Annotated in this window: 22 protein-coding genes; 8 read left to right on the top strand and 14 right to left on the bottom strand. The window is 36.4% G+C overall.

All coding sequences use genetic code 11. From position 1 onward, the window contains the following. Window positions 1–7: 7 nt before the first annotated feature. Entirely contained in the window at window positions 8–2,410 is a 2,403-nt protein-coding gene (locus tag MYP_RS09470) for a 3-hydroxyacyl-CoA dehydrogenase/enoyl-CoA hydratase family protein (protein ID WP_045462063.1), read from the bottom strand. 1 nt (window position 2,411) lies between these two features. Beyond that, window positions 2,412–2,882: a MarR family winged helix-turn-helix transcriptional regulator gene (locus MYP_RS09465; protein WP_045462060.1), complete on the bottom strand. Its 471-nt coding sequence runs from the start codon at window positions 2,880–2,882 to the stop codon at window positions 2,412–2,414. Window positions 2,883–3,018: 136 nt separating this feature from the next. Between MYP_RS09465 and purU the strand changes: the two genes are divergently transcribed. The 5 genes from purU (at window position 3,019) to gldM (ending at window position 7,128) form a co-directional block, all read left to right on the top strand. Next, entirely contained in the window at window positions 3,019–3,855 is an 837-nt protein-coding gene (gene purU / locus MYP_RS09460) for a formyltetrahydrofolate deformylase (protein ID WP_045462057.1), read from the top strand. Between the two features lie 15 nt (window positions 3,856–3,870). Beyond that, window positions 3,871–4,482: a hypothetical protein gene (locus MYP_RS09455; protein WP_045462053.1), complete on the top strand. Its 612-nt coding sequence runs from the start codon at window positions 3,871–3,873 to the stop codon at window positions 4,480–4,482. Beyond that, the gene (locus MYP_RS09450) at window positions 4,479–4,718 is read left to right on the top strand and encodes a hypothetical protein (RefSeq protein ID WP_045462050.1); all 240 of its coding nucleotides are present in this window, start codon (window positions 4,479–4,481) and stop codon (window positions 4,716–4,718) included. The genes MYP_RS09455 and MYP_RS09450 overlap by 4 nt, the downstream gene beginning before the upstream one ends. Before the next feature lie 95 nt (window positions 4,719–4,813). Then, window positions 4,814–5,347 carry a DUF2867 domain-containing protein gene (locus MYP_RS09445; RefSeq protein WP_052430062.1) on the top strand — a complete coding sequence of 178 codons (534 nt, stop codon included), beginning with the start codon at window positions 4,814–4,816 and terminating at the stop codon, window positions 5,345–5,347. 185 nt (window positions 5,348–5,532) lie between these two features. Next, entirely contained in the window at window positions 5,533–7,128 is a 1,596-nt protein-coding gene (gene gldM / locus MYP_RS09440) for a type IX secretion system protein PorM/GldM (RefSeq protein ID WP_045462047.1), read from the top strand. A 58-nt stretch (window positions 7,129–7,186) separates the two neighbouring features. On the opposite strand, the gene MYP_RS09435 is transcribed toward gldM, so the two are convergent. The 4 genes from MYP_RS09435 to MYP_RS09425 all read right to left on the bottom strand — a co-directional run bounded on the left by MYP_RS09435 (window position 7,187) and on the right by MYP_RS09425 (window position 11,327). Continuing rightward, window positions 7,187–8,383, bottom strand: coding sequence for a serine hydrolase (locus MYP_RS09435; protein WP_045462044.1), 1,197 nt, complete (start codon window positions 8,381–8,383; stop codon window positions 7,187–7,189). A 148-nt stretch (window positions 8,384–8,531) separates the two neighbouring features. After that, the gene (locus MYP_RS26070; protein ID WP_156140457.1) at window positions 8,532–8,690 is read right to left on the bottom strand and encodes a hypothetical protein; all 159 of its coding nucleotides are present in this window, start codon (window positions 8,688–8,690) and stop codon (window positions 8,532–8,534) included. Between the two features lie 29 nt (window positions 8,691–8,719). Further along, the gene (locus MYP_RS09430; RefSeq protein WP_045462041.1) at window positions 8,720–10,060 is read right to left on the bottom strand and encodes an APC family permease; all 1,341 of its coding nucleotides are present in this window, start codon (window positions 10,058–10,060) and stop codon (window positions 8,720–8,722) included. A gap of 331 nt (window positions 10,061–10,391) precedes the next feature. Beyond that, complete coding sequence (locus MYP_RS09425) at window positions 10,392–11,327, bottom strand: hypothetical protein (RefSeq protein WP_045462038.1); 936 nt, start codon at window positions 11,325–11,327, stop codon at window positions 10,392–10,394. Between the two features lie 364 nt (window positions 11,328–11,691). Here MYP_RS09425 and MYP_RS09420 point away from each other — a divergent pair, with 364 nt between their 5' ends. Next, window positions 11,692–13,200 carry a dihydrolipoyl dehydrogenase family protein gene (locus MYP_RS09420; protein ID WP_045462035.1) on the top strand — a complete coding sequence of 503 codons (1,509 nt, stop codon included), beginning with the start codon at window positions 11,692–11,694 and terminating at the stop codon, window positions 13,198–13,200. Between the two features lie 64 nt (window positions 13,201–13,264). Here MYP_RS09420 and MYP_RS09415 read toward each other — a convergent pair whose 3' ends face one another. Next, window positions 13,265–13,705 carry an OsmC family peroxiredoxin gene (locus MYP_RS09415; RefSeq protein WP_045462032.1) on the bottom strand — a complete coding sequence of 147 codons (441 nt, stop codon included), beginning with the start codon at window positions 13,703–13,705 and terminating at the stop codon, window positions 13,265–13,267. 156 nt (window positions 13,706–13,861) lie between these two features. Between MYP_RS09415 and MYP_RS09410 the strand changes: the two genes are divergently transcribed. After that, window positions 13,862–14,497, top strand: coding sequence for a peroxiredoxin (locus MYP_RS09410; protein WP_045462572.1), 636 nt, complete (start codon window positions 13,862–13,864; stop codon window positions 14,495–14,497). Between the two features lie 244 nt (window positions 14,498–14,741). On the opposite strand, the gene MYP_RS09405 is transcribed toward MYP_RS09410, so the two are convergent. From MYP_RS09405 to MYP_RS09390, 4 genes are all read right to left on the bottom strand, one after another. Beyond that, window positions 14,742–15,377: an OmpH family outer membrane protein gene (locus MYP_RS09405; RefSeq protein ID WP_045462029.1), complete on the bottom strand. Its 636-nt coding sequence runs from the start codon at window positions 15,375–15,377 to the stop codon at window positions 14,742–14,744. Between the two features lie 135 nt (window positions 15,378–15,512). Next, window positions 15,513–15,968, bottom strand: coding sequence for a hypothetical protein (locus tag MYP_RS09400; RefSeq protein WP_045462026.1), 456 nt, complete (start codon window positions 15,966–15,968; stop codon window positions 15,513–15,515). A gap of 137 nt (window positions 15,969–16,105) precedes the next feature. Next, a complete protein-coding gene (locus tag MYP_RS09395; protein ID WP_045462022.1) occupies window positions 16,106–16,330 on the bottom strand; it encodes a hypothetical protein in 225 nt (74 codons plus the stop codon). Window positions 16,331–16,493: 163 nt separating this feature from the next. After that, window positions 16,494–17,498, bottom strand: coding sequence for an aldo/keto reductase (locus MYP_RS09390; RefSeq protein WP_045462019.1), 1,005 nt, complete (start codon window positions 17,496–17,498; stop codon window positions 16,494–16,496). Between the two features lie 184 nt (window positions 17,499–17,682). Here MYP_RS09390 and hisN point away from each other — a divergent pair, with 184 nt between their 5' ends. Beyond that, complete coding sequence (gene hisN, locus MYP_RS09385; protein WP_045462569.1) at window positions 17,683–18,444, top strand: histidinol-phosphatase; 762 nt, start codon at window positions 17,683–17,685, stop codon at window positions 18,442–18,444. 67 nt (window positions 18,445–18,511) lie between these two features. On the opposite strand, the gene MYP_RS09380 is transcribed toward hisN, so the two are convergent. The 3 genes from MYP_RS09380 to MYP_RS24905 form a co-directional block, all read right to left on the bottom strand. Then, window positions 18,512–18,898, bottom strand: coding sequence for a DUF6941 family protein (locus MYP_RS09380; RefSeq protein ID WP_045462016.1), 387 nt, complete (start codon window positions 18,896–18,898; stop codon window positions 18,512–18,514). A gap of 10 nt (window positions 18,899–18,908) precedes the next feature. Next, window positions 18,909–19,286, bottom strand: a complete 378-nt coding sequence (locus MYP_RS09375; protein ID WP_045462013.1) for a hypothetical protein — start codon at window positions 19,284–19,286, stop codon at window positions 18,909–18,911. A gap of 95 nt (window positions 19,287–19,381) precedes the next feature. Next, complete coding sequence (locus tag MYP_RS24905; RefSeq protein WP_052430061.1) at window positions 19,382–22,996, bottom strand: PAS domain-containing protein; 3,615 nt, start codon at window positions 22,994–22,996, stop codon at window positions 19,382–19,384. Window positions 22,997–23,004: the final 8 nt, after the last annotated feature.

Here is a 23,004-nt window from a genome sequence, read left to right as displayed (position 1 = left end):
AGCGCCCTTAGTTTCTAAGCGGTTTACCTGTAGTAAGTATGCTTTGGATTCTTTCAAGCGTTTTCTTTTGTCCTGTAAGAGAAAGGAAAGCCTCTCTTTCAAGGTCAAGGAGATATTGCTCAGAGACAAGGGTTGGAGCAGAAAGATCTCCGCCACACATGATATAAGCAAGTTTTTCAGAGATCAGCTTGTCATGCTCGCTGATATAGCGTCCGGAAACCATTGAGTTGGCTCCGGCAAGGAACATACCAAGACCATTTTTACCTAGCACTTTAATATCTCTTCTTTGCTTAGGCTGAGTATATCCTTCTTTTGCAAGTTCCAGTACTTTAGTTTTAGCATCTGTAATAACTCTGTTAGCATTTACAGTGATTCCATCCTGAGGTCTCAGGTATCCCATTCTCTTTGCTTCGTGTGCTGAAGTTGCCACTTTTGCAGTAGCAATGTTCATATAAGCATTCTTTAAAGAGTTCAACTGAATATCCCCTTCTTCATAAGCATCAGATACTCTCAGTGTCATTTCCTTTGTTCCACCACCGGCAGGGATCAGACCAACTCCAAATTCTACAAGACCTATATAAGTTTCTGCATGTGCCTGAATAGCATCTGCGTGAAGGCTCATTTCACAACCACCTCCAAGCGTTAGTCCATGTGGACAAACAACCACGGGGATTGAGGAATATCTCGCTCTCATCATAGTGTTTTGGAAGGTACGGATCATGAAATCGATTTCATCATATTCCTGTTCGATCGCATACATTAAAAGAAGAGCAAGGTTGGCACCTGCAGAGAAATTAGGTGCTTCATTGGCAATTACAAGACCAACATAATCCTTTTCCGCCAGATTAATTCCTTTGTTAATGCCTTCCACAACTTCACCTCCAAGTGTATTCATTTTGGTATGGAACTCAAGATTCAAAACTCCATCTCCAATATCATATAGAGAAGCTCCTGAATTTTTCCATACTACTTTATTTCCTTTAAGGTTTTCAAGGATAATAAAGTCTTCTGTTCCCGGAATTTCTTTATACGACTTTGAAGGGATGTCATAATACCTTCTCTTTCCGTCTTCTACTTTATAGAATGATTTGTTGCCTCCTGCAATCATATCATAAACCCACTGAGCCGGTTTTTTACCAAGCTCTTCCATTACTTTAAGACCTTTTTCAAGACCAACAGCATCCCAGGTTTCGAAAGGACCAAGCTCCCATCCGAAGCCCGCTTTCATGGCATCATCTATTCTGTATAATTCATCGGAAATTTCAGGAATTCTGTTTGTAACATATCTGAAAATTCCTGCAAAAGATTTCCTGTAAAACTCCCCTGCCTTATCCTGACCAGCAAGCAGAACTTTCATTCTGGTTTTAAGGTCATCTATCGTTTTGGTTTGCTCAAGGGTTGGGAATTTTACTTTTTGCTGAGGAGCATAATCCATTGTCTTTAGGTCCAGAGAAAGGATCTCTGTTTTTCCTTCAGCACTTTTTGATTTCTTATAAAAGCCTTGTCCTGACTTATCTCCATACCATTTCTTCTCATCCATTACCTTCAGATAATCCTTTAGTTTAAAGGCATCTTTAGACTCATCATTTGGAAGACCTTCATAAAGATTGTTGGCTACTTTTATCAAAGTGTCAAGGCCAACAACATCTGCAGTTCTGAATGTTGCCGATTTTGGTCTTCCGATTACCGGACCGGTAAGTTTATCTACTTCATCTATATTGAGATCCAGCTCACCCATTACGTTCAATACCTCCATAATGGAATAAATTCCTACTCTGTTTGCAATGAAAGCAGGAGTGTCTTTACATAAAACAGTAGTCTTACCGAGAAAAAGATCACCGTAATGCAACAGGAACTTTACAACTTCAGGATCAGTCTTCTGAGTCGGTATTATTTCAAGAAGTTTTAAATATCTTGGAGGGTTGAAGAAGTGGGCACCGCAGAAATTTTTCTGAAAATCTTCACTTCTGCCTTCAGCCATTAAATGGATAGGAATACCAGAAGTATTAGAGGTAACAAGAGTTCCAGGCTTTCTGAATTTTTCTACATTTTCGAAAACAATCTTTTTAACATTCAGATTTTCTACAACAACTTCAATGATCCAGTCATAATTTCCAATCTCCTTCATGCTATCATCGAAGTTCCCTGTGCTGATTCTCTTCTGAAAATCCGCATCATATAATGGTGCAGGGTTTGATTTAATGGCAGTTTGTAAGGCATCGTTAACGATCCTGTTCTTTACCACTTTACTTTCTAAAGTTAAACCTTTAGCTTTTTCTGCTTCATTAAGTTCTTTTGGTGCGATATCCAGCAACAACACTTCCACTCCGATATTTGCGAAATGGCAGGCTATTCGTGAACCCATCACACCAGAGCCCAATACAGCAACTTTCTTGATTTTTCTGGTCATACTAAAAAGTGTTAGTGTTTTCGGTTTTATTATTATTATTATAAATTTCTTTGTGATCGATAATACTATTTATTTTTTCTGCGACTTCAAAAAATACTTTTAATTTTTCCTCGGGAATTTCCTCACGCACAGCCTGATTAAACCTTCTGACAACCTTCTTAGCCATCTCTTTTTTCTCTTTGCCCTTTTCAGTCAGAAATATTTTCACAAGCCTTTTATCCTTTTTATCCTGGACTCTTCGAATTAATTCGCTTTCTTCCAGACTTTTCAGCATGCGGGTCAGACTTCTCGGTTCCATACCGATCATAGGACCAATTTTGGTAGCTGGGGTCCCTTCTACAGTATCTATATACAAAAGAACATAACCTATTGACGCTGTATAGCCGTATTTTGCAGCCTGTTCATTGTACAACCTGGAAATCGCATGCCAGGTAGTCTTTATGTGGAAACAAACCGTTTGATAGGGCTTCATAATTCTGCTTTTTGGATAGAAACGAATTATTCTAAAAAATGTTATGCATGCATACCATTTTCCAACAAAACAAAATCATTCAACAAATCATTCTTTTCTCCCTTAAATGCGTTTAATTTTGCAAAAAAATAGTTCAATGGAAAATTCGATTTTGCTGATTGACTGCCCTGACGAAAAAGGGCTGATTTTTAAGATAACAGGGTTGTTGTACAAAAACCATCTTAATATTATAGAAAACTCAGAATTTGTAGATAAAAACAGAGGTTGGTTTTTTATGCGGACTCAGTTTACAGGTTTTTTTCCTGAAAAACCTCTTTTGGAAGAACTCCGAGAAATACTGCCTACAGGTGCCACAATTAAGCTCACCCAAAAAGAACGAAAAAAAGTTGTACTGATGGTTACAAAGGAACACCATTGCCTCAGTGACTTGCTTGTGAGAAATTATTTCAATGACCTGAACATGTCTGTTGAAGCGGTGATCAGTAATTACATGATTCTTGATAAGTTAGCATCAAAGTTTGACATTCCTTTTTATTATGTAAGCCACGAAAACAGGTCAAGAGAGGATCACGAGAAATACATTCATCAGGTACTTTCGGAGCTTGACTTTCATTACATAGTGCTAGCCAAATATATGCGTATTCTTTCGCCGGACTTCATAGCAAAATATCCAAATAAGATCATCAACATCCATCATTCGTTTCTTCCCGCATTTGTAGGAGCAAGTCCTTATGCACAAGCTTTTGAACGAGGAGTAAAAATCATTGGCGCAACTGCACATTTTGTAAATGAAGACCTTGATCAGGGACCCATTATTGCCCAGAATGTGCTACCGGTAGCCCATTCGCATAGCGCAGCAGACATGGCCCTTGCAGGAAAAGATGTTGAAAAAATAGTGCTGGCAAAGGCTTTGAAGCTTGTGTTTGAAGAAAGGGTTTTTGTAAGCGGAAATAAGACTGTGATATTTGACTAATAACTTTTAAATAAAATGAAATACATTTTTTCAACAGTTGCGATTTTAATTACTCTTTCAATTAATTGTTTTTCACAAAAGAGAGATAAAGAGAACTATGAAGAGCTTAAGTTTCTAGTAGGCCAATCTGTTTTAAACCTTCAATTTGATTATCAGGGAATGACGGTAGGTGAAAAACCTGAACAATTGTACATAGAAGAAAAGAGAGATACCAAAAACTCCAGAGCTGAAGGTTCAGGAAATAAATGGGAACATGATTGGGAATTCAATAAAAATGAAGACTTCCCAAGAAGATTTACAGTACTCTTTAATAAACACCTTGCCAAAAAGAATTTAGTAGTAGGTAAAGACAGTAATGCAATCTATACACTGACTGTAAAGACATTAAGAATTGAGCCTGGTTTTCACACTGGAACTTTGGCAAGTTCCCCAGCCTTGGCTGATCTAGAGTTTATTTTTACCAAAACTGACGAACCAGAAAAGGTTCTTTGTAAACTAAGAATAAAAGGTGTGGAAGGCTCCGCTGGTTTTGCTTCTTTTGATGCAGGTATGAGAATGCAGGAATGCTATGCAAAAGCAGGTAAAATATTAGCAAGTTATATTATGGATAACGCGTATAAAAAATGATAGAGCCTGGCTTTGCCACCGCTCCAGGGTTTATTAACAATCCAGCTTCAGTAGATTATGAATTTCGATTTATTGGAACCAATAATCCTGAAAAAGCCCTACTTAGATTGAGGATAACAAATGTTGCAGGTGATGCTCAGTATACAGAATATCATGTATCGGCCCGAATTCAGGAATGCTATAATATTTCGGGTAAGCTTGTCGGAAAATATATTAATGAGTATCTGTTCAGATAGTTATGTTTTCTTATAGTTGCCACAAAATTTTTATGGCAACTATTCCTTTAAGGAAATTCTCAACTCCTAACTTTTATATGTAAATAACCCAATTAATGCATGTGACAAAATCCTCTCCTTCAGAAAAATCTCTCATTCCTGAAAATTTCTCTCCTGTGCAATACTCCGATTCATTTACAACAGCATTCAAAAGCAACAGATCCCTTCATGTCGATGATCTGGTCTATGCCTTTTTCGACACCTCCCCAAAATGGATTGAAAAACTATTTATTCTCAGAAATGCAATTGTAAAAATGTTAGGCTTAAAAGTTTCTGAGGTAAATGACAGAAAACGTCAAAGAGAGCTCTTTAAAGTTGAGAAGGGTAATAGCCTTGGTTTGTTCAAGGTTTTTGATAAAAGTGAAAACGAAGCGCTTCTCGGAGAAGATGACAAACATCTGGATTTTAGAATTCTGTTTCATCTTATTAATAAAGGAGATAACCATTATGTATTCACCCTTACTACGCCGGTAAGATTTCATAATGCCTTCGGAAGATTCTATTTTACTATTATTAAACCATTCCATCAATTCATTGTACCGGCTATGATGAAGAATATAATTAAGAAAGTAACGACCGATAAAAACTGAATACTCTTGATTGTCCGTCTGATTATTTAAATAAAAATCATTGGTTAATCCTGATTTCAAAAAATATTTTTTCCTCCTGTATCTTTTTCTCCTTTCTGCATTATGAAACCGAAGATGAAATTCTTCAGTCATGACTTAAAAGCGGCGCGCCATTATTATTTGTGGAAACTTAATACTATACTAATATGGCAGGATCTAAAGAAACACCAAGACAAAAGATGATAGGTATGATGTACCTCGTCTTAACTGCATTGCTTGCTCTTCAGGTAAGTTCAGCACTGATATACAAATTCCAGTATCTCAACGATAGTCTTGAAAAGACTGTATCAGAAACAAAAGACATCAGCAGTGAAAAACTTAGAAACATTGCTTCTGCAGTAAAACAGAAAGGCAATAAAGCCGATGAAGTAAAATTAAAGGAAGAAGCCGAAGTCATCTCCCAAAAGACACGTGATCTTGTTACTTTCATAGATAACCTTAAAAAGGATATGATCACCAGGACCGGCGGACTGGAAGAAGATGGAAGTCTCAAAGGTGCAAAGGAAGAAACAGAAGTTGAAGTGATTATGATTGGTGCTGCGAAAAATGGTAAGGCTTATGAGCTCAAGAAAAAATTGAATGATTATGTCGCTTTTGTCAACGAAAGGTCTGATAAAAAATTTGGAGCCATTGCACTTGATGCATCCGAAGATCCTCTATTAAAAAACAATCCGGACCAAAGAAACAAAGATTTTGCAGAATTGAATTTTGGTCAGACGCCATTAGTCGCAGCTCTGGCTGCATTAAGCGAAATGGAATCGAGAGTGGTAGGAATAGAAGCTGTTGTTCTGGATGAGAAAAGCAAAAAGCTTGATGCAGATGAGCATAAAGTGGACAAATTAATACCAATGGTAAGAACGGGCACAAAAATAATTCCTGCAGGTATGAAGTATGAAGCTGATGTATTTATGGGAGCTGTGATGTCCTCCGCAAAACCAAATATCCATATTGGGGAATCAACCCTTAATGTTGATGACAATGGAATAGGAAAATATTCTTTCACAGCCAGTGGCGGAAATTATGTGAACGGTGAAATAAAGAAGACCTGGACAGGAAAAATTAAAATGAAAAATCCTGATGGAACAGATACCATTTATAGTATTACAGAAGATTATATTGTAACACAACCAGTTATTCAGGTTCAATCTGGTAATCCACCAGCACTTTATAAAAATTGCAGCAATAAGTTGAATGTTCAGGTACCTGCTCTTGGCAATAATTATAATCCGGATTATAGGGTAGATGGTGCAAGCTTTATAAAAGGAAGTAGGAAGGGAGAAGTAACGATAATCCCATCAGGAAGCATACCTACTATTTCTTTAAAAGTAAGCAGCAATGGCTATTATATTGGAGAAGAAAAGTATCTTGTAAGACTTATTCCACCACCAACAGTTGAAGTAAGGGTCAATGGAAAGGTTGTAGATCCTCGTATGGGAGTAGAAGCAGTAACAGTTAAGAACATTAGTGTAAGAATTATACCCAACCCTGATTTCCAAAAATTACTTCCGCAAGAATCTATCTATACTATTACTGAATGGGCTATGACTGTTGGGCGTGGAAGAAGGGGAGGTCCTGCAAAAACTTTCAAATCGGCTACCATTAGCGTTAATGACATTAGTACACAACTTAATGCGAATGACAATCTAATTATTGATATAAAACAAGTTAAAAGAAGAAATTACAAGGGAGAACTTGAAGATGTGAAGATGCCTGATAAACCTGAGGTGGTAACTCTTTACTAACATGTGAAAGAGAAAGAGGACCGTTAGGGCGGTCCTCTCTGCTTTTTTTAGGGTTACTTTATTTGACAGTTATATCTTTGATTCGAATTTCGTGATAATATATCAATTTACCTAATTCTTTTAAAAAAGGATAACCATTTTCTTTATACTCGTATCCTTCTTCACTTAAAATATCTTTGCTGTTGGTGTATAAAACAGCAGAAACAAAAAATTCAACATCCTTCTCTTTGTCTTGAATATAGGCACAGTCAGCGATGAAACCATAATCAAAACCTGCTTTGTTATAAATTCTTAATCCACTTGGAAGAGTATCTTTAGATGCCCCTGCAAATAAAAATTTCTCCTGAGTGTCATAAATCTTTTCATTATTCATCCATTCTAATATACCTGCTTCTCTTGGATAGTATCCTAAAGCTGACTTAAGAAATTCGAAATCTTCTGAGCTGATATTGAATCTGTTTTCCAGGGCTGTTTCTTCAGGGTATATAACAGATATAAGCATCCTATGCGCTTCACTGAGTGGAAAGTTGTTACTGTTATGAAAATCCTTCGCTACTCTCACAAACCTTTTTCCGTCCATATAACCTGTTCCGATTTTTGTTTCTTTAGTCGGATTATACAACTTTTTCCTACAGGTTACTTTCTCTCCATTATATAAAGTTTTACCTAGACTATCAGTGATAATGTATGGCCCAGTAGTTCTGCTATCTTCAGCACTTCTGGCAAAAAACCTCTGAATTATTCGTGTCTTTTTATAGCCCAGTTGTTCCAGTCTATGATTGATATATTCCTGCCCAAGAAAATCATAAAGACGGTTAAAAGCATTCTTATCATTGAGAACCAGCATTCTTATGATATTTTCACGGATAGTCGAAGGTTTTTCTTCCTTTGAAACATGGGGAGCAAGGATCTTCAGATAAGAATCTTTGGAAAGACCGCCTATATGAAGGCCATTTATTTTTTCCAGAGCAAGAGCAGCTATCGGAAGTTTAACAAGAGTAGCCGGATAAAAATACTCATCATCATTAATCCTGAAATCAGATGCAACGAACGTCCGTTTGCCATCAGAATTTTTCCGTACCTGAGTATAAGCAACCTGAACCCTGAATTTGTAGGGGTGTTGAACCACCCTTCTGATTGCAGCAGTTGTATCTTTATGCAGAAGAAGAGTAATATTTTCATCCTGAGCAAAGGCTGTAACAGAAGAGAAAAGCAGCGATAATAAAACACCGTTGAAGATCACTTTACTTTTCATCAGTTATAAACATTTTGTTTATTCCTTAATCAGAAATTACTTACAAATGTTTAAACCTTAGTGTGTTTTATTAGTACGACGATTATATTCAGTTGCACTAACCAACCTTAATGTTAAAAGGCAATTTAAAAAGTCACATTGACTCAAGCTAAACCTGCATAGGTTCGTCAATCTTTAAAGTGTCTTGGTTCCTTTGCTGTTCAAGACTGTCCTTATATGGCCTTTCCTTTTGAATATCACTTGTACAACCCGTTATTAATATTGCAAAGGCAGAGAAATAATAAAAGAGTTTATTTGCTTTCCACATAATTAATTATAAAAATAGGTTTATAACTTTTAGGGCATATCTATGACTTCTCTCTTATGATTCTTTCTATCGACGATAAAATAAAGTAAAACACCAATTGCAACCGTAATGAGTCCTGCAAGAGATGCTTCACTCTTTTCTTTTCCAAGATAAAATAACATCCAGCACTGTTGCAGAATAAAAATAACCGGAACGAATGGATATCCCCATGTTCTGTATTCCTTCTTGTTCCCATATTTTTTTTCCATTCTCAGCCTGAATATAAAAACTCCTGCAACTGTAAGGGTTGTAGATAAATTGATGGTAAAACCTATATAAGTAATTACAGACTCAAATGTAGATGTATAAATTAGTGAAAGCGCAATAAAAGACTGAAGCAGTATTGCAATCCATGGTGATCTAAATCTATTGTTAACTGAAATTTTCTTAAGAGCGGGATAATCTTCCCCCATTGTCTGAGACACTCTGGGTCCGGTGATTATCAATGCATTTACAGAGGCTATCAGACCAAGTGAGATCAGCAGGGCCATCATTTTTCCACCAACTAAACCAAAAACCTTTATTCCTGCGATGAAACCAATCTCCACTCTCCCTGCAAGGTCCTCAACAGGTACGTTATAAAGAAAAATAAAATTCAAAAATAAATATAAGACCAACACAATCAATGTACCGAAGAATAAAGCCTTGGGGAGATTTTTTTCCGGTTCTGAAACTTCACCTGCTATATAAGCTGCAGAATTCCATCCTGAATAAGCAAAAGAGGCATAAATAAGTGATACAGCAAAAGCTGGATCCATAATAGCAGACAAGTCTGGCCGGGAAAAGGATAACTGAAAGTGCTTCGATTCCACAAAAAAATAACCCGCAAATATGAATGTGATGATAAGAACTACATTAAAAATTGTGGCAAGGTTATGAAATCTGCTGCCAGTTTTTAAACCAAAAAGATTAAGCGCGGTGAGACCAGTTATAAGACATGTGGCTAATAAAGCTTTATCCATTTGATTAATTTTGGAGATATAAAAACCAAATGCCATCGCAGACACTGCAATAGGAGCTGCAAAGCCTACTGTCAGTGAAATCCATCCACTCATAAATCCAACAATCGGGTGATAAATTTTTGAGAGATAGTGATACTCACCTCCTGATCTTGGCATATGAGTAGCAAGCTCAGCATAGGTAAGGGCACCGCAAATAGTTACTACTCCACTTATTAACCAAAGCAAGAGCAAGGCAGAAACCGATTTTATACCTGCTGCCTGAAATCCTAGTCCGGTAAATACGCCTGTTCCTATCATGCTTGCCACAACCACGCATATAGCACTGATAAGACCTATTTTATTTTTCCCGTTACTGCCCCCATTTCCCATATACCATTAGAGATTATAAAGACCTTCAATTTTTAAAACCATAATCCAAGCATAAAATAAAACATCCTTAACGAAATCCACAACTTCATATGTATTAGTGGCACTTTTTCTTTACTTTTTAAGTGCAAATAAGATTAGAAGAAGATGGTGGGAACAATAAAGAAAACACTGAGATACCAATAGAAAAAATTATTAAAGGGGCCTACACCTATGTGAATAGAATGTATCACCTGAATTTTTCCAGAACAAACTGGACTCTGTTTTTAATGATTTTTATGAAAAAAAGGACCATAGACTGCATGGTCCTTTATAAATTATACTTGAGAAGAAGTTATTTTATCTGCAGATCGGCCTCTCCTATTTTGTGTCCGTCTGAATATAGTTCTATAGTGTAGGTCCCTACTTTATATGAGCCACCTTTCATATAATAGAAAGTTACAGTCTGTTTAGTATTATCGAAATGAATAGTCTGATTTTCAGTAAAAGCCAGCTCCTTTCCCTCTGCTTTAAAAAAACCACCACCACTGGATAGATCAAAAAGTACCACTCCGCTTGGTTCTATCAGACGCATAGTCAGATTCTTTTTATCCTTTCTTGCTACAATGTTATCAGCTAAAACAAAGGTAATCTTAAGTTTATCAACATTCTTTGCTTTGTATTGATCCTTTTCAAATTCTTTACCTTTCGCATTTATTGCAGTTACCTTAATATTTTCAGCTTTTAAAATTGATGCTTGCGCTACTTTTTCTTCAAGTTCTTCCCTTGTTACATGAAGATAATTCAAAGAATCTATCATCTGCCGAGTTCTTTTTGTCAATGTCTTAACATTAACCTTCAATGAATCGCGTTCTCTTTTGAGTGCAGTGATCTGATTATCTTCTTTGGCAAGTTCTGACTTAAGCCTGGTTATCATCTGTTTCATATGACTTATTGCCTTGCCATTTCCTTTCCGAACTTCTGCAATGAACAGATTTAAAGAATCAATTTTTTTATCTAGAGAATCCTTCGTCAGACCAAGCTCCTCACGTTCCATTCTGATTCTTTCATAAGCCAGAGCAAGCTCATCAAGTTCCTGAGTTTTTAAAGAATGGCTTGTACTATCAGCTTCCATCTGCTGACTTCTGATTTCGAGCTCATCACTAAGCTGCATGTTGGAATAAATCAATGTACAGATTACTCCAATTAAAGCAACAATAACAAGGACAAGTATAGTTTTAGAACTATCCTTTTTCGGGCGTTGTCCACCAGTATTGCCAGTATTTTCCATAACAGTTTTTCACCTATATAAAACAAACTTTTATCGCCCCTTTTAATAATTTTATGGAGAAAACTAATGAATATTTTATTAATAATAAAATTTAATGCTTCACTTAGACCTTTATCTTTACTCTGATTTATAAATAATTATGCTAATCAGGAATAGGAAGTCCGGGATCTAAATCGAAGAATTCAATTACATTAAATAAAATTCATAAAATGTAAATATGTTTGATCAAGACAGACCGGAAATAATCCGGAAAAAAATCCAAATAAAGTTTTAATCGTTAGAAGAAACAATTTAATTAGGACATGATTTTAAAGGAAAGGTTTTCTGTTATGTACTGAGAATCTTTTTTGAAGAAAATATTTTTATGAATCGATTTGATATATGTGTGATTGGGGGCGGCCCTGCCGGATATGCTGCTGCAATGAGGGCTTTGGACCTCAACAAGAGAGTACTTTTTGTTGAAAAAAACAAAATCGGAGGGGCAGGAGTTTACAATGGAGCACTATCATCCAAAACCTTCTGGGAACTTTCCAGAGATGTATCTCTTGCCAGAAAGAGGCTTCAAAAATATGCATGTACAGAAATAAAGGTAGATTTTAAGGAAATTCTTAATGATGTTAAAGAAGCCATTTTTCTCAGAAAAGTGCAGCTTGAAACCCACATTCTTCTGCTTCAGAGAAAGAAAAAAGACCTCTTTAGTTATATCAAAGCAGAAGCCAGATTAGTCTCTGCCAACGAAGTACTTCTCAAAAAAAGTAATGGCGATGAGGAAATTATTTCAGCTGATAACATAGTGCTGGCAACCGGAAGCAGACCCAGAAAACTTGCTCACATACCTATAGATGAAAAAATAATAGTAACTAGTGATGGCATAGAATGCTTTACTGACTTTCCGGAAAGTATGGTAATTCTCGGAGCAGGAGTAATAGGTTGCGAATGGGCAACTATATTTTCCAATTTTGGAAGGACAAAAGTAAATCTGATTGACAAAGCAGACCGTATCCTGCCCTTTGAGGATGAAGACATTTCCCTCACAACACAAACAAACCTTGAGGATAATGGTGTTACCATTCATAAAAACTCACAATTGGTAAGGATGGAAATAAAAAACGGTAGGGTAGAATATGAACTCCGATACAAAGACGGTCGTTCTGAAATATACAATGTAGAGAAAGCGCTTGTTTCAGTGGGTAGAGTTCCAAACACCGAAAACCTTGGCGCCAAGGAAGTAGGAGTAGTAATTAATGACAATTGTACTGTTGTCAATGAAGACACGAGAACAACCGTGGCAAACATATATGCAGTAGGAGATCTTACCTCGGATTTTGCACTTGCCAACGTCGGTGAACTTGAGGGCAGACATGCTGTGGAAAAAATGTTTGGTCTTAATCCTAAACCACTGACCTATAAAAACATTTCAACCATCATGTTCCTGAGTCCGGAAACCGCTGGCGTAGGAATGAATGAACAGGAAGCAAGAAGCAAAGGAATACCTTATCGGGTCGTAAGTATCGACTATAGTCTGATACCCAGAGCCATAGCAATGAGAAATACGAATGGCTTCTTTAAAATACTTGTAACCAATGATGAGGAGATGAAAATCCTCGGAATGCGCGCTGTAGGAGTGCATGCATCAAGTGCTATTCAGGCTGTGGCTTTATTAATATCCATGGACAAAGGAATTGAAGAACTTGCTGAACTAATACACCCCCACCCTTCGATCATAGAAGGCATCCAAGAATGCGTAAGAATGCTTAAGGGAAAATCCATACTGAAGCCAGAGATTTTCAAGGACATGCTTAAGTGCAGAGGTTGCAATGAGAAAGGCGAATATTTCGAGCTGGTGCAAAACGATACATTTACAAAAATATAATCTAAAGATAAGAGAGGACAAAATAAAGGAATATAGCCCTCTCTTTTCCTTTAAGCCATTTTTATTAGGCAGAAACTCCTGACTTAAGCTTTGCATTTAAGATAAAAGTAACGCCTGTTAATGCTTTAGAAACAGGACAGCCTTTCTTAGTGTCTTCCGCGAATTTTAAAAATTCACTTTCAGAGATTCCAGGAACATCAGCAATGCAGTTAATCTCGATAGTTGTAATGCTAAAACCATCTCCCACCTTTTCAAGTTTCACTTTATCCTCCACGTGAACCTTTACAGGTGTAAATCCTGAAGTAGCAAGACCATGGCTTAGAGCCATAGCAAAGCAGGCAGCATGAGCGGCGCCAAGAAGTTCCTCAGGATTTGTACCCTTTTCATTTTCAAAACGACGGGCAAAATTGTATGTAGCGTCTTTTACCAGACCACTTTCAGTATTGATGGAACCAGTTCCTGATTTCAAATCGCCTTTCCAGGCAGCATTTGCAGTGCGTATCATAATATTGGATTTTTTAGGTTAAAAATTTGTTTTAAAACTGAATATGGGAATTATACAACTTAAATTGTAACCAGAATAAATTTATTTGGTTTGTCAGATCAGAATTCTTTTATAAATTCATCGCAATTAACAAAAATAAATAAACCTACAAAAAATATGTCATTACGTTTAGGAGATATCGCACCGGATTTTACGGCGGAAACAACCCAGGGAACAGTAAACTTCCACGAATGGATAGGAAATAGCTGGGCTATTTTATTTTCACACCCAAAAGATTATACTCCAGTGTGTACGACCGAACTTGGAGCCGTTGCTAAAATTAAAGGTGAATTCGATAAGAGAAATACAAAGGTAATAGCAGTAAGCGTAGATCCACTTTCTGATCACAATGGCTGGATCAACGATATCAATGAAACTCAGAATACCAATGTTAATTTTCCATTAATTGCTGACCCTGATAGAAAGGTTGCAATTCTTTATGATATGATTCACCCAAATGCAAGCGAAAATGTAACTGTTCGCTCTGTATTTATCATAGGCCCAGACAAAAAAGTTAAGCTTATCCTTACTTACCCTGCAAGCACAGGAAGAAATTTTGATGAGATCATCCGTGTTCTTGATTCACTTCAATTAACTGCAAACTACAGTGTAGCTACTCCTGCAAACTGGAGAGACGGACAAGATTGTATCATCGTTCCCGCAGTAAAAGATGAAGATATTCCTGCGAAATTCCCTAAAGGTGTAACAAGGATAAAACCTTACCTGAGATACACTCCTCAACCTAACAAATAAGGTTAAATCAATTATAATTACATAAAAAAAGCTTCTCAAAAATTGAGAAGCTTTTTTTATGTCTGAACTGGGATTCGTGGGATTAAGAGATAGACAGGATTGCATCCAATCTTAAAATTAAAAGTCCTGGTAAAAACTATGATAGGATTTAAACAGGTTCTTTCTTAAAGTTAAAATAAGGATTTCGGCCTTAAGCTTTCCGATTTTTTACTTTAAACGTTCGACTTAAAACTTATAACTTAATTTATTTCTTCTTATATTCTCTGTTCAAGCCATCGACAAGCTCTTTAGTTATATCCAGACTATCTGCTCCAAAAACCACTCCAGGTAGCCCTTTCTGATAAGTAAGGATGTAGTCAAAATTATTCTCTCTTGACAGCTTATTAAAATAACCATAAAGCTTATCCATTAATTGCTTATTTAACTCCTGTTGCTGAATGGCAAATTGCTCTGATCTGTTTTCTTTAAGTGCCAATAACTCCTGCTGAGCGGCTGTTAATTCTCTTTCCTTAGATTCTCTGTGCTGTTCCGTCATTGCTCCTGCATTTTTCTGATAAAATTCGAAATCTTCCTGAAGCTTCTGTTCCTTTCTCATCAACTCATTTTCAATCCCTCTGGCTTTTGTTTCCATTTCTCTCTGAATCTTTTTGAAAAATTCATATTTGGCAGTAAGAGAGTCATAGTTAAAGAAAACTATCTTTCTTGCGTTTGGAACTTTCGGCATTTCAATATTTGCCACACTAATTGTATCTTCTGATTTTTCTTCAGGAGCAGCAGATACCTCACCAGGCTGCTTAAAATGAAGATAAAAAAGTACAGCAACTGCCACTATTAATAATCCATTAAGTATAAGAGAAATTTTAACAAGGTTATTATTCATTATTTTGTTCTTTAATTATTTCTAAATCTTTACAAACTAATTCCACTTATACAATATTCGCTATTATTTCATTAATAAAAAAAGCTTCCATCTAAATTGAAGGAAGCTTGGTAAATACTGAAGGAATTTAAACTTTTACCCTTCCTGCACCTGCCAATTGTATTCTTTCCCATCAAAGATTATTACTGCAGGACTCATATCTGTAAAATTTACTTCTATGCCTGTCTTGATTCTGTTATTCCTGCGAATAGATACATCATTGACAATTTTCCAGGAGTTCATTTTTACAAAATCATTCCCTCCATCTCCAAAGGTACTACCTGCTCCTAATATGTAAACATTCGGATCACCCTGATGAAGGATAAGTAAGCCTTTATTCCCTGTTTGCTTTTCAATTACAAGAATGGCGATATCATTGCGCATGTCTCCGTTCAAATCGGCTTCAAGATACGCAGGACGCAGATAGTCAGCCAATTCAAATTTATCTTTTAACCCTTTTCTTTCAAAGTCCTTTCTTGCCCATTCAGGCAGCTGTGAAGCATAACTTAACACGCTGAAAAACAGACAAGATATAGTCCATAAAATTTTCATAGTACTTAAATTGATATTACTGCTTTTACTACTTCCGGCCACAAGAGGTTTTTAAATGGTAAATTATTCTATTTAAACCATATAAAAAAATCCCGCTTATGGGCGAGATTTTCAAAGATGGTAGCTATTTAACTTATCTATGCATATTTATCTTCTGAAATAAAATCAATATCATCAATCGGAACTTCCTTTGTTAATGAGTTTGAGAGAATCGTAAGCACCTTTTTAGTCCCATTATAAATGGATTCAAGTTTGCCACGGATTTGCTTTCCGTACATTCTGAAAGTAGGAGAATTTGTTCTGATACACAACAAAACATCCTTTTCAAATAGCTCCTCTGTTAATTTTTTAAAGTCTAACATAAGGCTGGTGGTTTTTATAATTTAACCTGGTAAAAAAATACTTTGTTTTAAAGCACAGTGGCTTACAGGTGCGTAAAATTGGAAAAAATCAATTCAGAAGCAATGATTTACAATGATTTAATTTATACCAATTGAATAATAACAATAAAAAAACTTATACACATTATTTCTTCACCACTTTCTCTTTCCGGATAGGAGGAGCCATAAATTCTGGCCCCACAGGATCCTTTATATTTTCCTTAATAATATCGTCAATCCTTTTTAAATCTCCACTGCTAATTTTCCATTCGGAAAGATTTTTAAAAATATTTAACTGATCAGGAGTTCTTGCACCCAGAAGGGCTATGGATACACCGTTTTGAAGGATCCATTTGATAGCCAGCTCAGCAACAGTTTTCCCATAACGCTCTCCTGCAAACCGGTTCAAATTATTGACGGCATCCAGATATTGACTAAATCTTGGTTCCCTGAATTTCGGGTCTGATTTTCTAAGATCATCTCCCTTAAATGTAGATTTAATATTCAATTTTCCGGAAAGAAGCCCCCGACAAATAGCCCCATAGGTCATAACGAAAATATTGTTTTCAAGACAATATGGCAGTTCTTCTTTCTCTATTTCTCTTTCAAACAGATTATATGGAGGTTGAGAAAAATGAATCGGCGAATGACTGCCAAATTCAAGCATCTGATCAGTGTTAAAGTTGCTTACTCCAATGGATAGTATCTTGCCGCTTTTAAAAAGATCATACATAGCTTCTCCTGTTTCCTCTAAAGACACCAAAGCATCGGGCCAATGAACATAATAAATATCAATATAGTCAGTCTGAAGCCTTCTTAAAGAGTCTTCAACCTCCTTGTTTATTCTTTCTCTGGAGGCATTTCTGAAAACCTTACCATCCTTCCATTCCAGACCACATTTAGTAGAAATAACTATTTCACTTCTGTTATTTATTTTTTTAAGAGCTTTGCCGACAACTTCTTCCGAAAAACCAAACCCATAGACAGGAGCCGTGTCGATAAGGTTTACCCCCAGATCTATGGCCTTTACTATAGTATCTATAGATTCCTGTTCTACAGAACCTCCCCACATCCATCCACCAATAGCCCAGGTGCCCAATCCAATGCGCGAAGCGTTTTTATTAATAACAGGCAGATAAGTACTTTCCATATTGCTTCAATGTCTATCTCCTAAAAATCAAAAGTTCATAAAATTGTTTAAGGCAACTTTTACAAATTGAAAAAAGCAAACCGCCATCAGGATTTTCTCCATGATTTAACAAAGACTTCAAAGATTTTATTTGGCGTAAGTAAAAATGTATTTACCTTTAAACGCACAAAAAAATAATAAAACTATGGACTTTCCTACTTTCAGGGACTTTGTAATAAGATTTACCGGGCAAAGCAGAATGATTGCAAGGAAATATTTTCGCACCCGCCTCGATGTTCTCAGCAAAGAGGATATGTCTCCTGTTACAATTGCCGACAGAGAAATTGAAGATCTTTTCAGAAATGAAGTTTTAAGAAAGTTTCCTGGACATGGGGTATTCGGAGAAGAATTTGGTGAAATAAAAGGTTCCTCTTCCTATTATTGGGTTATAGACCCCATTGATGGCACCAAAAGCTTTATTCACGGAGTACCTTTATTCTGTACCTTGATTGCATTAATGAAAGATGATGAGCCCGTTTTTGGAGCTATTCATAATCCAATTCTGGATGATCTTGTATTAGGAGATGGAACATCCGCATATCACAATGGAACAAAAATAAGCCTGAGATCATGCGATTCTTTAAGCCAAGCCACATTACTTACCACTGATCCCCTTGGAGCTGAAAAATACAGAGAGCCCAACGGGTTTGATAACTTAGCCAAAGCATGTAAGCTTTACAGAACATGGGGAGATGCTTATGGTTATTATCTTGTCGCAACAGGATTTGCAGATATTATGATAGATCCGAAGATGTCTAAATGGGATATCATGGCTTTGATTCCAGTAATCAAAGGAGCGGGAGGAACTATCACAGATTACTATGGAGAGGATCCGGTAAAAGGAGACAGCATTGTGGTCTCCAATCCTTCAATTCACAAAGAGATAATAAATTATTTAAAACCTTAAATTTTACTAACCAGGTTTTGAAAGGTCGTTTTCAAAACCTGGTGATTTATTTTACAAAAACTCTTTTTTACTGCTTAATGACATTTATGGGAAGACCTTTCTGCCATTCATTGTCAATATAAAGTTCAATGGCGTATTTTCCCGGCTTCTTGAATTCCAGGTTTCCAAGATTAATAGCAAAGTTTATTGTAGAATAATTAGCTACGCTTTTAGATACATCTATATTCCCTTCAATTGCCGGATATAATTCAATCCCCTCTTCATCAATCAGCTTTATTTTAAATTCGTGAACACCCGATTCCTTTTCACTAAATCTTAACCTTCCTGCAAGGGAACAAGCTGCATGCGTAAACGGATATACTGAAGAACTTATGCTATCAAATGTTCCCACTATTACCAACTTACCATTAAAATCCTGTGCGTGATCGCATAGGGTAAAAATTTCTATTTCCATATTATAATTATTAAATAAACCCTTTCAGCCAGTTGCCCAGATCAGCTATGACATCTTTATTGTACCAAAGCTGAGCAAAGGCTATAAACAAAAAAAACATTGCCAGGGAATAACCAAGCAATAGTCCTGATGTTCCTCCTCCACTTACTTTCTTTGAACTCTTTATATAATTTCTGGATGCCGACTGGATATACTTTTCCAGAAAATGAAATACGGGATAAAATACGGCTATTGCAAGAATCATTGAAAGAAGTACAGAAACATATTTGCCATGACCGTTCTTCCAACTGTCAATATAATTGTGTGCAATTTCCTGAACGAGTTCGGCGAAAAGAATAGCAAGTGAGAATACTGCAAAGTTGTTTAGTTTCCTTTTAAATTGTGACATGCCTATACATTTTATGACAAGGCATTAAAATATAAAAAAATAACTAAAGTCCAAAATTATCTAATTTAGATCCTAAATCATAACCCTGAAGTAAGTCAGGAATTCTGCTTCATTACCTCTATCCTTTTTCGAAGCGGCTCTAGTACGCTTTGTATAATTTCATTCAGTTCAGCAAAATGAGACACGATAATCTGAATGTTTTCCGAATTGCGGCCGTTTTCCTCAATAGCTGTTGCCAGCTCTTTAGCTCTTTCCATCTGAACTGGAATAACTATATTCTTAAGTCTATGAGCATTCGTTTTAATTGCAGTATAATCCCGCTCTTGTATAGCTTCTTTTAGGCTCTTCAGCCTATCTGGCGCCTCATCCAGAATCAGGTTTACCATATTAATAACAAATTCTTTATCTCCCTCTGATGTTTCCTCTAGGAAGTTTAGGCTGAATAAATTTGAACTTGTATCCATCACAGTCTTTGAATAGGAATTTATAAAACCAGAATCGGTAAGTTTGTAAATTGTTTGCAATAAATTTTCTTTATCAAATGGCTTGGTTATGTATGCATCCATGCCTTTCCTCCGGTATCGTTCCTCTTCAGACTTAGAGACAAAAGCTGTAAGCGCTATAATAGGCACTTTGCTTTTAACCGGATCTTTCAGTTTTCTTATTTCTTCAGTTGCCTGACATCCATCCATTAAAGGCATTTGGACATCCATTAAAATGATATCAAAGTTATGCAGCTTCACTTTTTCTACAGCTTCGACACCATTATTAGCAATATCTACTGAGTGTTCTGTTTTCTGAAATACCTTCAATATTAAATTCTGATTCAGAACAGTATCTTCAGCGAGAAGTATTTTCAACGGCTTTACTTTCTTTGGTAAACTCTTTATTCCCCTTTCCGGGGTGGCCATTCCAATTACATTTTTATCCGCAGCCTTTTTGAACTTTAACTTGAACGAAAACACAGAACCCTTTCCAGGCTCACTTTTTACCATAAGGGTGCCACCTTGAAGCTCTATCAGATGACGGGAAATCGTTAAACCAAGACCTGTACCGCCATACCTCCTTGTTGTATCGGCTTCGGCCTGAGTAAAGCGCTCAAATATTCTGACTAGCTTTTCCTTTGGAATACCAATGCCTGTATCTTCCACTTCAAATAAGCAACTGAAATGGTCTCGTTTTACGTCGAGTAAATGCGTTATTACCTTTATCTCTCCCTTTTCTGTAAATTTTACTGCATTGCCGATCAGATTAAGTAAAATCTGGCTTAACCTTGCACCATCACCTATCAAGCCTGATGGAATTGTTGGATCGTGATAAAATGCAATCTTAAGATTTTTCTCCTTTACTTTTTGTTCAAACAATTCAATAACAGAGCGTATGATTCCAGCAACATTGATTTCACTTTCTACAAATTCAACCTTTCCTGCTTCTATCTTTGAAAGATCAAGAATGTCATTGATAATTACCAGTAAGTTGCGACCGGCAAAATCTATAGAGGAAACAATTTCCAGTTGCTCTTCGCTCAGGTCTGTTTCCTTGAGCAATTGCTGAAAACCTATAATAGCGTTTAAAGGTGTTCTGATTTCATGGCTCATACTGGCAAGAAAGACATCTTTGGCAGCATTAGATTGCTCTGCCGCAGTTTTTGCATTAGCCAATTCACTGTTTAATTGATGCAACTCTTTTTCTGCTTTTATTCTTTCAAAGTTTTCAATAGCCAAAGCTACAATTCCGGCAATAGAAGAAGAAAACACCTGGACTTCATAAGACCAGTTCCTTTTATTTCCTATCTGCTCAAAACATAACATCCCGGAAATCTCACCACCAAGCCTAATTGCCACATCAAGAGTAGAAGAAATTCCCAGCGGTTTTAAATAAATATCTCCAAGTTCGGCAGTTCTCGGGTCAGTGAGGGCATCATTAGCATCTATGGTGTGAAAATTTTCTAAAGCTTTGAAGTAATTGGAATTGGGAGTTTTTTTAATTGGTTTACCGCTTATCGTATCATTCTTACTTTTAAGATAGATTATCTTAGGAAAAATTTCTTTCTTATCTTCAGAAAAAAACCAAATACCGCACCTTTCAACATCAATAACTTCAGCACATGTAGAAAGGATGGTTTTAAGCTTCTCATCCAAAGGAAGATCTATTTCCATACTTGTAAGGTTCAGAAGCGTCTCCTGAAACTTTATCATTTGGGCCACTCTCTTCTTGTCAGCCTCTTCCATCGCCTTTCGTTCCGTAATCTCAGTGGATATCCCACAAAGTCCATAAACCTTTCCATTATTATCTTTTAACGGATACTTAACAGTAATAAAAGTCTGAGGATACCCGTCTCTCTCAAGTTTTTCTTCAAATGAAACATCATGTCCACCTCTGAAAACTTCCTGATCATGTTCATATAATGGCAAAGCTTCTTCTCTGGGCAGAAATTCAAAATCTGTATATCCTATAACCTTATTCTTTTCAACTTTGTACACCTGTTCAAAATTTTTATTGATAAAAATATATCTACCATCAAGATCTTTAGCAAAAATACTAGCTGAAGAATAATCTATCATATCCTGCAATTGCTGCCTGGCTGTATCAAGGTCCAACTGTATCTGCTTGCGTTGTGTAATATCTCTGACAACAGCAACGGCGCCAATCACCTGGTTATTTCTATCCTTTAATGGTCTTGCTGTTATGCTTATGTATGTTAATACATTATCATGAGTTTTTAAAAGCAATTCCTGGTTGTTAAACTCCTCTCCCTTTACTGCTTTAAATAAAGGGATATTTGTATAATCAAGAGGTGTAGCTTCTCCTGGCAGGAACATGTCATAGTTACTTCCCAATGCTGATCTTGGATGAGCGATGAGCAGGCCTCCATGTTTTTTCTCAAATGCAGGATTCCATAGCATAAAATTAAGATCATTGTCTACAACCAACACTCCGTCTCCCATGCTATTAAGTATAGAATTCAGAAGATAATTATTTTCTATAAGTTCCTTGTCTCTTCTTTCAAGCTGATTAAGCATTTCATTAAACACCAGAGACAAAGTTCCTATTTCATCTTTTCCTTCAACCTTGGCATGATTTCCGTAACTACCCTCTTTGCTTACTTTTGCCATCACTGATACCAGTCTGAGAAGTGGAGCTGAGATATATTTTTGTAAAAACAAAGCTATAAGATATGCCAGCAACATTCCTATTCCCAGAAAGAAGGCCGCGATCTGGATTTTCCTTTTTATTACAGCATCGAGCTGAGTCAGCTCAGCCCTGATACATACCATTCCAATTGTCTCACCATTATCCAGCTTAATCTCATGATAGATATATAAATAACCTTCTTCAAACTCGACAGACGACTTATCTTCAAGATGAAAGTTAAAATCCCTGCTCCCCCTTTTGGAATATGATGCAAATACCTGATTGTTTTTATCAAGTATCTTAGCGTTGGAAACATCATCAACAACTACAAGATCTGAAAGAATAGAACTGGCTGCTTCATTATCAAGAAACTCAAGGGCGGAAATACTGCTTGAGCCTATTAACTGTGCCATAGAGCTAAGGCTATTTACTTTATTATCTTTATATTCTCTGACATCAGCAAAAACAAAGGCGGCACAGCATAGGGCAAGTACAATAAGACAAGTAAAGAACTGAAGAAAAATCAGTTTATTTCTTATTGACAAATCTCTGATTTTTGGCAAATGGAAAGCCATATTTATTT

This window comes from Sporocytophaga myxococcoides (assembly GCF_000775915.1).
In the GTDB taxonomy this organism is placed as follows: domain Bacteria; phylum Bacteroidota; class Bacteroidia; order Cytophagales; family Cytophagaceae; genus Sporocytophaga; species Sporocytophaga myxococcoides_A.
The sequence above is the reverse complement of the archived record's forward strand: the minus strand, read 5'-3'. Positions and strand labels throughout refer to the sequence as shown.